General features: G+C 46.8%; 13 protein-coding genes. 5 read left to right on the forward strand and 8 right to left on the reverse strand.

Annotation, left to right across the window (positions count from 1 at the left end; genetic code table 11):
* Positions 1 to 13 precede the first annotated feature (13 nt).
* Entirely contained in the window at positions 14 to 463 is a 450-nt protein-coding gene (locus RIE73_RS32550) for a hypothetical protein (protein ID WP_446405110.1), read from the forward strand.
* A gap of 106 nt (positions 464 to 569) precedes the next feature.
* Here RIE73_RS32550 and mltA read toward each other — a convergent pair whose 3' ends face one another.
* From mltA to RIE73_RS32590, 8 genes are all read right to left on the reverse strand, one after another.
* On the reverse strand, positions 570 to 1,748 hold the full coding sequence (gene mltA / locus RIE73_RS32555; protein ID WP_446405111.1) for a murein transglycosylase A: 1,179 nt from the start codon (positions 1,746 to 1,748) through the stop codon (positions 570 to 572).
* Positions 1,749 to 1,881: 133 nt separating this feature from the next.
* Positions 1,882 to 3,168, reverse strand: a complete 1,287-nt coding sequence (gene iscB / locus RIE73_RS32560; protein WP_446405112.1) for an RNA-guided endonuclease IscB — start codon at positions 3,166 to 3,168, stop codon at positions 1,882 to 1,884.
* Positions 3,169 to 3,497: 329 nt separating this feature from the next.
* Positions 3,498 to 3,749 carry a hypothetical protein gene (locus RIE73_RS32565; RefSeq protein ID WP_446405113.1) on the reverse strand — a complete coding sequence of 84 codons (252 nt, stop codon included), beginning with the start codon at positions 3,747 to 3,749 and terminating at the stop codon, positions 3,498 to 3,500.
* A gap of 53 nt (positions 3,750 to 3,802) precedes the next feature.
* Entirely contained in the window at positions 3,803 to 4,573 is a 771-nt protein-coding gene (locus RIE73_RS32570; RefSeq protein WP_446405114.1) for a hypothetical protein, read from the reverse strand.
* 53 nt (positions 4,574 to 4,626) lie between these two features.
* Positions 4,627 to 4,995 carry a Mo-dependent nitrogenase C-terminal domain-containing protein gene (locus RIE73_RS32575; protein WP_446405115.1) on the reverse strand — a complete coding sequence of 123 codons (369 nt, stop codon included), beginning with the start codon at positions 4,993 to 4,995 and terminating at the stop codon, positions 4,627 to 4,629.
* A gap of 1,367 nt (positions 4,996 to 6,362) precedes the next feature.
* Complete coding sequence (locus RIE73_RS32580; protein WP_446405116.1) at positions 6,363 to 8,156, reverse strand: ribonuclease J; 1,794 nt, start codon at positions 8,154 to 8,156, stop codon at positions 6,363 to 6,365.
* A gap of 516 nt (positions 8,157 to 8,672) precedes the next feature.
* Positions 8,673 to 9,557, reverse strand: coding sequence for a 4-hydroxy-tetrahydrodipicolinate synthase (gene dapA, locus RIE73_RS32585; RefSeq protein WP_446405117.1), 885 nt, complete (start codon positions 9,555 to 9,557; stop codon positions 8,673 to 8,675).
* Positions 9,558 to 9,719: 162 nt separating this feature from the next.
* The gene (locus tag RIE73_RS32590; protein WP_446405118.1) at positions 9,720 to 10,763 is read right to left on the reverse strand and encodes an aspartate-semialdehyde dehydrogenase; all 1,044 of its coding nucleotides are present in this window, start codon (positions 10,761 to 10,763) and stop codon (positions 9,720 to 9,722) included.
* 678 nt (positions 10,764 to 11,441) lie between these two features.
* Between RIE73_RS32590 and tig the strand changes: the two genes are divergently transcribed.
* The 4 genes from tig to RIE73_RS32610 form a co-directional block, all read left to right on the forward strand.
* Positions 11,442 to 12,905: a trigger factor gene (gene tig, locus RIE73_RS32595; protein WP_446405119.1), complete on the forward strand. Its 1,464-nt coding sequence runs from the start codon at positions 11,442 to 11,444 to the stop codon at positions 12,903 to 12,905.
* A 217-nt stretch (positions 12,906 to 13,122) separates the two neighbouring features.
* Positions 13,123 to 13,875, forward strand: a complete 753-nt coding sequence (gene clpP, locus RIE73_RS32600; RefSeq protein WP_446405120.1) for an ATP-dependent Clp endopeptidase proteolytic subunit ClpP — start codon at positions 13,123 to 13,125, stop codon at positions 13,873 to 13,875.
* Positions 13,876 to 13,885: 10 nt separating this feature from the next.
* Positions 13,886 to 15,226, forward strand: a complete 1,341-nt coding sequence (clpX, locus tag RIE73_RS32605; RefSeq protein WP_446405121.1) for an ATP-dependent protease ATP-binding subunit ClpX — start codon at positions 13,886 to 13,888, stop codon at positions 15,224 to 15,226.
* 46 nt (positions 15,227 to 15,272) lie between these two features.
* A partial coding sequence (locus RIE73_RS32610) for a helix-turn-helix domain-containing protein (protein WP_446402067.1) occupies positions 15,273 to 15,360 on the forward strand: 88 nt, incomplete at its 3' end.

The following is a 15,360-nucleotide window of genomic DNA, read 5'->3' on the forward strand; positions in this document are numbered from 1 at the left end:
TCAGTGAACCGTTATGTCATCACCTGATCTGGATGGATTCATTTTAAGCCAACAATACCAACTCAAAACGACGTTACAAAGTCTTCAGTTAACCTGTCAAGTGATTCAAGATCACTATCCGGATAGTAAACTGTGGCAACACAACCGATCGCAAGTTCAGCAGATGCTACAGTTTCTGGAAAACGCGATTGAGGTATATATCCAAGATTTTTCACCCGATCCAGAAAAACGCATCCAGTTTTGGGAAGGCTGTTCCTTAGGCAAATCTCATAATCGCATTCTCCACCGTTCCCAACCCCCCAAACCATTAGTAGAGGTACTCAAAGGAAATGGTGATCCCCGAAATCCCTCGCATCAGGGCTTGTTGGTGGGTTATCGCTTTGCTACACTCAAACGTTTCCTCTCTCGTTTTGAACTACCCGAAGATATGGACATTGATTTAGCAGCAGCTACCTTTGGGTAGACTGTCACCTCAATCCCCAATTTCCATAAGAACCCAGTTTATACAAAGCTTACTTTGGAGTAAGGGATGCAAGCGTTTATGGCGAAGACAGCGCAACTACAAACAATCACCTGGAATCTTTCAACAATAAATAATACAGGTTTCCATTACCGCCAATGACTCCGGCGCGATCGCCTGCCAAAACGCCTGTCCCCATAAAGATATCTACTCGTCCAGGTCCTTTGATCGCACTTCCTGTATCTTGATCCAAAACATAGCGATTTACCCAACGGGATTCGAGTTGCCCTTGGGCGTTAGGATAGGGGATGCGAGTTTGAATTAATGCTAATGCGCCGGGAGGCATTAAAGATTTATCTGTAGCAATGGATCGTTCGGCTGTCACAGGTACACCTAAGCTTCCGGTAGCGGGTGCGCCATTGGTTTCCCGGAAAAAGACGAAACTTTGATTCCGAGGTAAATACTGATCCAGTTCACTGGGAAATTGACGGAAATAATCAATTAAAACAGGTAACGTTAACCCATCCAAGGGCAACCTGCCATCTTTGACCAATTCTCGCCCCACACTGGTATAAGGATAATCCGTCTTCCCTGCATACCCAACACTCATCACGCTACCATCGGGCAATTGCAACCGGGCAGAACCCTGAACATGAATCAAAAATGCCTGGAGGCGATCGCGCAACCAGACGAGTTCTAACCCATACAGAGGACTATTTTCACCAAACCCATCCACGCCTTCTAAATCAGCACGAGTTGGGTGAGGCGTTTTCCAGGTATTAAAGTTTGTCGGTAAACGGTAAAGGGGATAGCGATACTCGGCGCTAGGGGTACGACTGGCAGCATAAATCGGTTCAAAGTACCCCGTAAACAAAACCGATCCCTGATCATCATGTCCCACCGACTGATAAACCTCAAACTCGCGATTCACCGCCGCTTGCAGTTCAGCCGGGGAATTGGATGTGAGCAGAAGTTGACGAAATCGTACCAGGGAACGGCGCACTCGTTCCAGGTTTATCCCTGGGATGGGATAGTTTTGGTACGTCGCCGCTGCTGTCGGCGTCGCTAAATAGCGCAGGCTATGGTCAATAGACTTAAGTAAAGCTTGGCGATCGCCAGGTTGTTCAGCAGTCCCCCAGAGTTGCTCATCGAAGCCGAGAGAGTCCAGTGTCACCGCTTCAGTATCAGGGTTGATTCGTTCGAGAGGAACATCGGGAACAGCCCAACTGCTGCCACTGAATAAGAGTATGCCTAAACTCAGAGATAGACTCGTCAGTTGTTTTCTCATCTTTCTTCCTCGTGGAGACCCCCGCTATAAACTTCTCGGATATATCGAAGCTCCCGCGAGTACCGCCAATGTTTTAGCGGCGGGAGGGAACGAGGGATATTTTATGGGGTTCAATACCCCTGAAATATCCAAATCACTGTATGTATGAATATCCATCCTTTTTGTGAATATGTGTGCAGTATTTGTGACTGATTCCTTGAACTAGCCCATCAAGTGTTGAGATGTTGAAACTCCCAGTAGCGCGAGTGGCTACTCGACCAACGTAAGTTCCAATCTTTTTGCCAGAAGTGACAACAGCTTTAACGATGTCACCCGTCTGAAAGCCTTTGTGAAATTTGGTTCTTGAGCAATAACGAACCGGAAATCCAAACTTATCGGTACGACATTGTTGGCGGGTTCCGTGACCCTTAGCAGCAATCAGCAGTGGCTTAACACCTGAGGTGATTAATTGTTCTGGTGTTGATGCTCCAACGCAAACAGCGTCCCAATAGTGAGTCTTCTCTAATCCTCGAATGGTTCTGTTGTACTTAGTACGTCCACCAGTGCCAACCTCAACAGGTAAGCCTGTTTTCTGAAGATTTTCGTACAGATTCCATCGGGTTGCATTGACGGCGGCTGTATCAGCCAGAGGTCTTTTGGCTTGTGCCAAGATCGCTCGGAGCCGGTCAGGTTTACCTTTGAGAAAGTCCTTGATACCCTGATTCCCTTTTTTCTGATTGCAGGGAACACAAGCTAAACATAGGTTGCTGACACGATTAGAACCACCCCTTGACCGAGGTTGAATATGCTCAATCTCAACAGGCGTGTCTTTTGCGCCGCAGTAGGCACAAGTTCTGTTCCACTTTTCAAGCAGAAACTCACGTACTTCGTAGCAGAAGAGAGTCCCTTGTTGATATCCCACCCCGCTAATTTCTGCATCCTGCATCTGTTGTGTATCAAATCGTACCAACTCTTGCGAGATGGCTGTAATATGACTCAGTGATGACAGACGCTTCACCCAAGTCAGGATGTTAGCCACCCGACTCTCTAGAGACGGTGGTAGCCATCCCTGGGGACGGGTACGGTTAAGAAAACGAGGTTTGCGATAGCGGGTTTTACGATTACGTCGTGACCGCCTAGCTCTTCGACGTGAAGTTAAAGCATCCCGAATTTGAAGCCCACGATGTTGTAACTCGGCTACCCAAACAACCTCACCAGTATTGTCGTTAACCAATGCCAGTCCAGTAGTTTTCGCTCCTGGGTCAATTTTGACTCGAAGCGGTTCGATTTTGGGGTTTAGCACCTCCTTATGAAGTATTACGGTGAAGGGATAGCGGCGGAATACAGCAGCTTTCCCTTGAGACAACAGCATTCTTGCTCTACCTGGATGGATGGGATTAAGAGGCTGTTTGTTGGTGTCTAGAACGAAAACTTTACTCAAAGCGTGAGTCTCCTTTCGGGTAATGTTAGCTTCGACAAAGTTTAAGGTCGGTACTGTCTCAAAAGCACTGCCTCCCAAATGGCTGTTTAACTTCTGAGTTCTAGAACTTGGAACTAGCTACGCATTCCAAGGTAGGAACTTGAACGCTTACCTTAAACGTAGGTATTGCTACCTGAGCCTGGTCAACGAGGGCTGTATTTCAAGCCCCCACTAGAATCGGTACTCCGATTTAGTGGTGGGTTGTTGACGCTTGTCCAAACTGTGACGTTCTATGATTAATCATTAGCCATTGGATGGTGTACCAATGACTAACGATAAAAGACTTCATCCTAAAAGCGCTCGACGCTACCCCCGAAGATGGGTTCCACCCGAATCGCTAAAACGCTGGAGGGGCGTACCACCATATATTCGCCCTGAATATTTTTAATCGGGACGCTGATAAAATCATTGGAGGTCGCTTTGGGCATGAGTTCGCTACTGTACCATTTTTGGAACTCTTGAATCGTGGTAAAACGCACCTCTTCCCGGTGTCCACCAGCCAGAAGAATGTGAACGGCAAACTCATCTGGAGTTCTAGGCATGAAATTTTCTCCTCAATCCATCCCAATTATTATCTGTGACGATGAGGGATAAATCACGTTCTTAAATTAAACCGTTGCAGTAATGTTTCTAATACCACAGGCAAGGTCTTTTGTAAATCCTCAGGATGGTGAAATAATAGCTGCTGATGCTGGGGAACCTCAAAGGGAAACTGTCCGGGTAAATCTGGGCGTTCCATCTGTACCAGTAAAATTTGTTCTCGACGCTTGCTGGTGAGGGCGTAACCGATTTCGACACAGACTTGGGGATTGGGGATCACGAGGGGTGTCTGTTCTCTGTCCACTTTCGCGATCGCGGTACCGTCGGCGACAAACAGCAAACTCTTGCGGATGCGACGCATCTGGGTGCTGCTGAGGCGCATGGGTTCACCTGTAGGGCGACGAGACTGTTCTAAGGTTAGGGGAAGACGCGATCGCTGATTGAAGTCCTCCAGGGTGTCATTGAGGCTATCCCGTAGCGCAACACTTGCACTTGAGCATTCAGTTTGATGACTCAAAAAGATAATTGGCTCAAGTTGCGCCATCACCTCTTGCTTGGTGAAGTAAATCTCGTGGGAGATCAAATCGATATTAGAAATGGCATAGCCGCCGCTTCCTTCGATGTAAAACTCCACCGTTTCCCCATCCAGGTAGCGCCCAAACCATTCCGATTCTTTGACATCCTGACTATCGTCTAAGAAGTCAGCCCTTAACCCTGATTTGAGCAAGCTGTTTTTGCTTAACCGCAAATCGTGAGGGCGTTTCTCCAGTTCTCTAATGGGTTCGTAGTCCTGGAGATACCAGGCTTTCAGAGCAATGATTGCCATGCTGTGTGATCAAGGATTCCGCACCGAACATTAAAATTCCTAGTCTTGGAATTTTAGCAGTAAGCGGAAATATCTTCACCACATTCATCGGCTAAATAGCACAACGCCCGGAAGCGTAATCCCACGACTTCCTCATAGAAGGGATTCAGCTTACACAAGGGGGGAATGTGAAACAGGGTACGCCCAAAGAGTTTGATGTCGCGCTCGAAGGGACATTGAGCGGGGATCAGATGGCAAATCAAGTGTGCCAGTTGAGGATTATGGACTTCAATCCCATCAATCCACTGTTTAATCGGTTTGAGTAAATCGAATCCTTGTTTAAGTTGAGGGGGTTGGATTGGAGTTGAGGATGGCTGTTTTGGCTCTATCCAAACCCATTTCGTAAAAATCAGTTTCTTTGTTGTGAAATCAGATACACTCATAAATCTGTTCCTGTGCTGTCAACAATCCAACTAAACCAGTTGTTATCCAACTACAACTACTCTGGCATTTACACCGGATGAATGTCCGTAAAGGTTTAGTGAAGTTTCAGCGTGAATTTTGCACGTTCTGTAAACTTCAGGCGAGCAAAAGAAGCGTGGATTCAACGTATCTCGGTTCTGTTGGTGATCCCCCAGATATTAAGAAAACTGGGTTATATAGGCTGCTCTAATCAATAAGCAGCGCATCTTAAAAGTAGAATTTATAAAGCGTGACTAGGTTGTCAGTCAATCGACTAAGACAATTGATAAAAAAGCTGATAATTGTCGATTTATCCCCATTATTAAAGCTAGAGTGCTGATTTTCATGTTGCCACAGGCTGAACTTGGGGGCATCAGTAATCTAACTGAAGTTCAGTTCCCTTGCCGTAGCAGTATCCGTGACACCACATATAAGGATAACTCATTGAGGTGATTAAGTTAACTGATATATGAGGAAGCGATCGCAAAATCCTTGGGATGGCTCTGGTATCGGCGATTCATCGGTATCCGCTCCATGGGGTCAGGTTGCCTCTAGTCCTGGCAGACAATGCAAAGCTCTTGCTTTTTTGTCAAATAGAGACAGTTGAATCTACGACTGGTTAACCAGTTTCCGGATTTTGCTTCAACAGAGCCAATCCATTGCTAAATAGATTTCCTCTTCATCGGCTCCCTCTACTCCCCATTGATACAGTAAACCTCAGATCGCAATCTCTTCAAAGGCTTGAATACTAGGCTGTTCCAGTAGGAATCCTTTTTCTGTGCTGGCTCCCATCTTACCGCTAATCGCGGTCTTAATGCGGTTAAAAGCTACAGTTTTTGTGTGGCAAGCTTCTTAGAGTGATCGCAATGTCTGACTAAGGGGGAGCATCCCATTTTTTTTGGAAACAACATTACCTAAAACAATGGTATTTCAAGAGTTTCAGTCCTTCCAAAAGAGCTAACGTGCAAAATTGGGATGCTCCCGAACTTAGCTTGAGTTTAGGGAATGTTTTAAATTAGCGAATTTACACGGATTCAGGTCAAGTCATCGCCCAGCAAGGAAGCTATGCGGGAGTTACCTGGAACAACGGAAATGGAACAGGTATTTATAGCAGTTCCCGATGTCATGAAGTACAGTAGCAGCAATGAAAAAACTAATTTCTGAGATGTTGGAGATTGATGTTGTACCCTATTGCAGCGGAAACCGCTGTGTATTTATCGTTTGATTGCTCTGGAAAGAATAAGTTGGGTTTCCTTCGTCAACCCAACCTACAAACCCGATACGATTTGATGGAATCCTATCAACATTGTAGAGACGTAGCATGCTACGTCTCTACAGCCGGAATAATCTAAGAAGCCGCCTTAGCCGCTGTACGCTGGCGACGACGTCCTACCCGTTTTACCGGGGGTTCCTCTGGAGTTTGTAGTAAGAATACTACGAGAGGACGGCTTTGGAGTTCACGGCGCGTTAACCGTTCTAAATCCCCCTCAATTTTCTGTTGCAATCCTGTCCAGTCAACTTCTGGTTGTTTTTTGCCATCCAATGACTTGGCAAAGTCGGTCCACTGCTCACTCAATGTCCGCTCAATCCGCTTAATCACTAACTGCTGGAGTAGGGATTTCTCCACACTAGCCACCACACCTCGCAGGTGAATTTCCGGTTGGGCGAGGAGTTTGCCTTCCCAACTCACGGCGGCGGCGACAGTGACTACCCCGTCTCCTGCAAGCTGCTGACGTTCTTTGAGAACTTCATGATGCACGATACCGGAGCGATCCACTAACTCAATACCGGAGGGAACTTGACCGACAACACTAATGCTATCTTCGGTTAATTCCACCATATCCCCGTTATTGGTAATTACCATATTTTCCGCCGGGATACCCATCTTTTGCGCCATTTTGCCATGTTGGATCAGCATCCGATGTTCTCCGTGAACGGGCATGAAAAACTTGGGTCGGGTTAAGGCGAGCATTAGTTTATGATCTTCTTGAGCGCCATGACCGGAAACGTGAATCCCTTGATGGCGTCCATAGATAACATTTGCCCCTTGCATCATCAGGCGATCGATGGTATTGACAACCGCGATCGTATTTCCGGGAATGGGATTCGCGGAGAAGACAACCGTGTCACCCTCTTGAATTTTCAGTTTCCGGTGTTCTCCTTTGGAAATCCGGGTGAGTGCGGCTAAAGGTTCACCTTGAGATCCAGTGGTTAAAATTAATACTTTTTCTGGCGGTAAATTATTCGCGGCGTGGAGTGGCTCGAATAAGCTATCGGGACATTTTATATACCCCAGATTCCGCGCTTGGGCGATAACGTTGAGCATGGAACGCCCGACAACAGACACCACTCGGTTTTGTTTTTGTGCCAGATCTAAGATCAGTTGCACTCGATGAACCGATGAAGCGAATGTGGTGACCAATATTCGTCCCGGTGCTTGGGAGAAAATACGATCCAAATTCGGATAGACGGAGGCTTCAGACGGAGTGTGTCCGGGAACTTCGGCGTTGGTGGAATCGCTGAGGAGACAAAGGACACCTTTTTCCCCGTGTTCGGCTAATCGTTGAAAATCAAAGTATTCACCATCGACCGGGGTATGATCGACTTTGAAGTCTCCGGTATGGACAACGACGCCAATGGGGGTGTGAATCGCGACGGTAAAACTATCGGCAATCGAGTGAGTGTTGCGGATATATTCCACCATAAAGTATGAGCCAATCCGCACCATATCGCGAGGACTCACGGCATTTAATTTGGTGCGATCGCTAACTCCAGCTTCCTCCAGTTTGCCAGAGAGCAGCGCCATTGCCAATCTAGGACCATGAATGACGGGAATATCAAATTGCTTCAAGTGATAGGGAAGTCCACCAATATGATCTTCGTGACCATGGGTGACAATCATGCCCTTAATTTTATGGCGATTTTCCCGCAAATAGGTCATATCGGGCAGAACGATATTAACCCCGTGCATTTCATCATTGGGAAATCCTAATCCTGCATCCAACAGGATAATTTCGTCATTGAACTCGAAAATGCAGGTATTCTTACCAATTTCATGCAGCCCACCCAAGGGAATAATTTTTAGAGCGGCTGAAGATTTTTTGCTAGTCAATTTGCCTCCTTTGAGAGTTCTATTGCTCATTAATTACAACGGTAAACTTGACTTGAAAATTGCCATTTTTTATTGAGAAATAAATTCTTGGCAATAAACTTATCTTAATCTAATCTAGACTAACTCAACTTTGTCATAAAGGGTAGCCATTCTTATTTGATTTATGCGTGAACTGATCGGAAACAAAGAACATAATATGTGATCAATCATGGATAACGGACAATGAAAACTCAGACAGCAAAGAACACGAGATTATTGTCCAAAAGGTATCCTTGGCTCAATGCCTGCTGTGATTAATTTCAACTGGACTCACAAGTTTTACTAAAAACTGAGCGGACTTCTAGAGTTTATCGATACAACTATGGGACTATCGATCAATTATCTCTCTAGCACCTTGATGGGCAAGGAGAAGACAATAGGCTAATTTAGCCCAAAAAATTAAGAGTAGTTCATAGATAAATATTTCGTTTTATTTATTTTAATGAAAATTTAACTCTCCTATACATCTACATCAACTACATCTACATCAACAAGATTGATGACCATTTAAAGTAAAGAAAGGTCTTGGAGAACCGTCTTGACTTGTTGTTCCAATTCCATCGGCAGATCACTCAAGGGTGGACGGGGTGAACCGACGTCCCATCCTTGAAGTTTTAATGCGGCTTTTAAGGGGATAGGATTGGCAGTACAAAACAAGACTTTAAATAAAGGAAAAAGCTTTAAGTGAATGTCTCTGGCTAGGTCAGTTTGACCCGCTTGGAAAGCCTGAATCATCTGCCGGAGTTCTAGACCAACCAGATGGGAGGAAACACTGACGACTCCACTTGCCCCTAGTGCTAATAAGGCTAAGGTAAAAGAATCTTCTCCTGAGTAAATGGCAAAATCCGGTGGCGTCAGACGCCGTACTTGACTGCCTTGCTCAAAGCTACCACTCGCCTCTTTAATCGCTACAATATTGGGAATTTCCGCTAAACGGGCAACAGTTTCCGGTTGGAGGTTTTGACCCGTGCGACCCGGTACATTGTAGAGCATCACAGGCAAGTCAGGACTAGATTTAGCAATTGCCTGGAAATGATTATAAAGTCCCTCTTGTGGGGGTTTATTGTAATAGGGAACAACTTGTAATGAACCATCTACCCCCAGTTTAGCGACTTTTTGGGTGGCTGCGATCGCTTCTTGGGTGGAATTTGATCCGGTACCCGCAATGACCTTGGCTTTCCCCGCTACCGCTTTTTGCACCACCTGAAATAATTGAGACTCTTCATCCCATGTCAATGTCGGTGATTCACCCGTTGTACCACAGACGACAACGGTATCGGTACCCTGTTCCACTAAATGAGCCGCTAATTTCTCAGCGACCTGATAATTTACACTACCGTCTTCTTTAAACGGCGTAATCATTGCCGTTAATACACGTCCAAAATTGACCACCCTTCTTTCACTCCTCTTTGGTCATTGGTCATTGGTCATTGGTCATTGGTCATTAGTCATTAGTCATTAGGGATAGAGCTAAAATCAACTCTGAACTAACGACAATAGACACACAACAGCTTTGCCACAGGATAGAACAAAGGACATCAGACCAATGACAAATTAATAAGCCATCATTGCTGTTGCTGGCTTTAACCAATTTCGTTCCACCAACAACTCGGCAATTTGTACAGCATTCAACGCTGCCCCTTTGCGAATTTGGTCACCACTCAACCAAATCTCTAATCCACTGGGATGAGACAAGTCTTGTCGAATTCGCCCCACCAGTACATCGTCCTTACCCGTAGCATCTATCGGCATGGGGAAATAATTCGCCTGCCAGTCTTCCACCAGTCGCACTCCCGGCGCATTAGCCAGTAACTCCTTGGCTGTGGCGACAGACATGGGTTGAGCAAACTCTAGATTAATCGCTTCCGAGTGAGCTCGCAGCACAGGAACTCGAACACAAGTGGCGCTGATGCGGATCTGGGGATCATCGAAAATCTTACGGGTTTCGTTGACCATTTTCATCTCTTCGGTGCAATACCCCTGATCATTTAACGGAGAATTGTGCGGGAATAGGTTAAACGCCAAGGGGTAGGGAAAGCTTTCCGTAGGTGGTGTTTGCTCCTGCAAAATTGCCTGCGCCTGAGCTTTGAGTTCTTCCATCGCCCGTCTACCTGCACCGCTAGCTGATTGATAGGTAGCCACGACAATCCGTTGGATAGGTTGCACCCGATGCAGGGGCCAAATGGCTACTGCCATTAATATTGTCGTGCAGTTGGGATTGGCGATAATTCCTTTATGCTTCGCTGCCGCTTCCGGATTAACCTCAGGAATAACCAGAGGGACGTCAGGATTCATGCGAAAAGCGCTGGAATTGTCAACCACCACAGCTCCCTGCTCCACCGCTTTAGATGCCCAAGCTTTAGATGTTGAACCCCCAGCAGAGGCTAAAACCAAATCCACCTCTTTAAACGAATCCTCCCCCACGGCTTCCACCGATAGGGATTCGCCTCGAAACTGGAGAGTCCGTCCCGCCGAACGGGGTGAGGCTAAAAGCTTTAAATGGGTAAGGGGAAAGTTACGGCTTTCTAATAATTCCAGTAACTCGGCGCCGACTGCACCCGTTGCGCCCAGTATAGCAACGCGAACTTGACTAGACAAACGATCTACCTCCAATTTTTTAACACATCGATTCTGTGGACAGTGACTTAACGTAGCCAAAAAACAATTAAATTTTCTTAAGCTTAAAACATTATTTAAGGGAAATATGTAATCTATATTTTGACAAAATCCATAAGATTTGAACAAATGTGATTCTTGTCTTGTGATAACACGACAGACCTAAGTTTACGCCAATTGACTGAGATATGACCGTTGGCTTGCCCTTAACGGGACAAATTAACGATAACAGTTCTCGTTCGGAGTTGATGAGTAGACAGCTCAATTCATATCCTAGCTTCTAGACGTAGCTGGCTACGTCTGCTGGAACAGGCGATCCAAGTTCTCCTGGCTTCGACAGTGGAAACCTTTTGCCTAGCCTAGCTGGTTTAGGGGTAGATTCGCTGCTGTAGACGCTCTAAATGTACTATCATCAGATACGGAAACCCCGCCCGACCGACTCAATCTATGTCTCTTTTATACCCTGAAACAATGACTAGAACTCAAAATAACTCGTTGTCAGACTAGCATATCATGAGGTGTTTGCATTACCCTCTAAAAGAACTCGATGCTCACAAAGCTGTTGAATCATTCGTCATTCATCTCACGCTCTACTGTTGAGTGAGCGTGATGCATCCTCCCGAAAGAGCTAAAATTCAGTTGTCTCCAAAACAAGCGTCAATGAAAGTTACTCAGGAAAAACTCCCCAAGAGCCAACTCGGTCTGGAAATTGAAATTCCTGCCGAAACGACCAAGAAGGTCTACGAGAAGGTCGTGCAAAATCTTGCCCGCTCTGCCAACATTCCTGGGTTTCGCAAGGGAAAGGTGCCGCGTCAAATTTTGCTCCAGCGTCTGGGTCCTGGACGGATCAAAGAAGCGGCGCTGGAAGATTTGGTACAAAATAGTTTACGGGACGCCCTGAGCCAAGAAACCATTGAGGCACTGGGCAACTACAAGTTGGTTTCCACCTTTGAAGACCTACTGAGTCAGTTCCAGCCGGGACAACCGTTAACATTCTCGGCGTCGGTGGATGTGCCGCCAGACATCAATTTGGGAGACTACGGGAATCTCAATGTCAAAGCCGAAGAGGTTAAACCCGATCCTGACGCGGTGGATGATTTTTTGGCAGAACGTCAGGTTCAGCACGCCACGCTGATTCCCGTCGAATCCCGCCCCGCCCAAATGGGTGATGTGACAGTTGTAGATTATAAGGGTCGTTTGACACCGGAGGGAGAAGACGCTGTTGATATTTCTGGCGGTGAGGCGACTGACTTTCAGCTAGAACTTGAAGAAGGACGGTTTCTGGCGGACATTGTTCAGGGCGTTGTGGGCATGACACCGGGGGAAACCAAAGAGATTCCGGTGACATTTCCAGAGGATTATCCGCGAGAGGATTTAGCCAGCCAGAGTGCCGTTTTTACCCTCACCCTCAAAGAACTCAAGGAAAAAGAGTTACCGGAACTCGACGACGAGTTCGCCCAAGACATTAGCGAAGAGGAAACCATCGACGAATTGCGGGAATCCTTGGCCAAACAATTTGCCGAAAAAGCCGAGCAAGAAACCAAAACCAATAAAGAAAATGCTCTGATCGAAGCGCTGGTGGCACAAGTTGAGATTGACCTACCCGACACCTTGATTGAGCGGGAAGTCCAGACGATATTAACCCAGACGGCGATCCAGATGGAAAGCTATGGGATGGATCTCCAGAAAGTCTTCACCGCCGAAATGATGCCCCAACTGCGAGAGCGAACTCGTCCTGATGCGATCGCCCGCCTGCGCCAATCCCTTGCTCTTGAGGAACTGGCGAAACGGGAATCCCTGACCGTGGATGATGAACAGATGGATGCCAAATGTCAGGAAGTGATCAAACAATTGGCAGGACAAGATGTCGATCCACAACGCTTGCGGGAGTTCGTCAAGTCGGATTTGCTTAAACAGAAAGCGATTCAATGGTTGGAAGAACACGCTACCATTGAACTGGTTCCGGAAGGCTCACTAGAGACCGAAGAAACAACGGATACACCGGAAACTGGCTCTGAGGCAAGTGAAGAGACCGCCGCTCAACCTGAAGCCACGGCTGATCAGGAAAGCTCAGAACCATCACCCACCCCTGATGCTTCTGAGCAAACGGCAGCCAGCGAATAAACTTGGGGGTTGGGGAGTTAACCCAGAACAAGCAGGAGCGATCAGTCTTGGGCAAAAGAAATCGCCACCTTCAGCACGTATTGATGTTGCTAAGGCATAATGGTAATTAGAAGTTAACCTGGGTTAACTCCCGCCCAAGGCTTCCGGAGAACATCTGTGTTCAAACCTGCCAGGAAAACCATTCACTTGTTGACACAAATACTTTAATCCTTGTTCTATGCTGCAATCCCAGTTCCCTGACTACTCATTTACAAGCTGGAGTTCCCCGGAAATTTACTCTGTTAGTACAAATAGTACAAATAGTACTAGTACAAATAGTACAAACAGTCATTCAAGCAACATCGTCCCGATGGTGGTTGAACAGTCTGGTGTAGGGGAACGGGCATTTGATATCTACTCGCGGCTGCTGCGGGAGCGGATTGTGTTTCTGGGAACAAGAATCAATGATATGGTGGCTGACTCGATCATTGCCCAGCTCCTGTATTTAGAAGCCGAAGATCCCACTAAAGATATCCAGCTGTACATTCACTCCCCCGGTGGACCCATTCTCGGACTTGGGGGAGTGATTGCGGGAATGGCGATCTACGACACGATGCAACAGATTCGCCCCGATATTGTCACCATCTGTTTTGGTGCGGCGACGGATATGGGCGTAATTCTGCTAACCGGGGGAACGCCTGGAAAACGCATGTCCCTGCCCAATGCCCGGATCATGATGAGTCAACCCCTAGGCGGTGCCCAAGGACAAGCCGTTGACATCGAAATCCAAGCCAAGGAAATTTTATATCATAAGAATCAGCTCAATGAGCTAATGGCTTATCATACGGGTCAACCTTATGAAAAAATCGCCACGGATACTGAGCGCGACTTTTTTCTGTCAGCAGCGGAAGCCAAAGAGTATGGTTTAGTAGACCAAGTTATCTCGCGAGAGAATCTCAAGAGCGAAGCCACCGTCACTTCTATTAAGTAAGAGGCTCCTTATGTCTAAATACGACTCCCATCTAAAATGTTCATTTTGTGGCAAGTCTCAAGAGCAGGTTCGCAAGTTAATTGCCGGACCGGGAGTCTACATTTGCGACGAATGTGTAGATTTATGTAACGAAATTTTAGATGAGGAGTTGCTTGATTCCAGCGCTCCGGCTCCCCAGCAAGTTCCCCGCTCAGAACCCCCACAAAAACGTCGCACTCGGGCATCCGGTTTGTCACTGAATCAGATTCCGAAACCTCGGGAACTGAAAAACTATCTTGACGAACATGTCATCGGTCAGGACGATGCGAAAAAAGTCCTCTCCGTGGCTGTTTATAACCACTATAAGCGCCTAAGTTTTCTTGAAGCCAAGGCAAAGGGCAAAGCTGGGGCAGATGATCCGGTGGAACTGCAAAAGTCTAATATTTTGCTCCTGGGACCCACGGGTTGTGGTAAAACCTTACTGGCGCAAACCTTAGCGGCTGTACTCGATGTCCCCTTTGCCGTTGCCGATGCGACAACGCTGACGGAAGCGGGTTATGTGGGTGAAGATGTTGAGAACATCTTACTGCGGCTGTTGCAGGTAGCAGATTTGGATGTTGAAGAAGCACAACGGGGAATTATTTATATCGATGAAATTGATAAAATTGCCCGCAAGAGCGAAAACCCTTCGATTACACGGGATGTTTCGGGGGAAGGGGTTCAGCAAGCGTTACTGAAGATGCTCGAGGGAACCGTTGCCAACGTGCCACCTCAAGGGGGACGTAAGCATCCCTATCAAGACTGCATTCAGATTGATACAGGCAATATATTATTCATCTGTGGTGGTGCCTTTGTCGGTCTAGAAAAGGTGATTGAACAGCGTTTTGGTAAGCGCTCAATCGGCTTTATTCAGCCGGGAGAAGGTCAGTCCAAAGAAAAACGGGCGGCGGATTTACTGCGACATTTAGAACCCGATGACTTGGTGAAGTTCGGGATGATTCCGGAATTTATCGGTCGTATTCCAATCGCGGCGGTGGTTGATCCCTTGGATGAAGAAGCTCTGATCGAGATTTTGACCCAGCCGCGCAATGCTTTGGTGAAGCAATATCAGAAATTGTTGAAGATGGACAATGTGCAGCTTGGGTTTACCGAAGACTCGCTGCGAGCTATTGCTCAGGAAGCTTATCGGCGGAAAACCGGAGCGCGAGCGCTGCGGGGTATCGTGGAAGAGTTAATGCTAGAGGTGATGTACGAATTACCCTCGCGTAAGGATGTCACTCGCTGTACGATTACGCGGGAAATGGTGGAGAAACGTTCGACAGCCGAACTGTTGCTGCATCCGTCATCCCTACCGAAGCCGGAATCGGCATGATAACTAATTCTATAAAACTTTGACTTTATTTGCTATACTTTTATGTATGGCAGAACAAAGACGGCATAAGATAACTGAAGCGGCTGAGATTCTGGGGGTAAACCCTTGGACTCTTAGGCGCAAGGTGTACAAAA

Origin of the sequence: Coleofasciculus sp. C1-SOL-03 (assembly GCF_040220555.1) — a bacterium.
Classification (GTDB): domain Bacteria; phylum Cyanobacteriota; class Cyanobacteriia; order Cyanobacteriales; family Coleofasciculaceae; genus Coleofasciculus.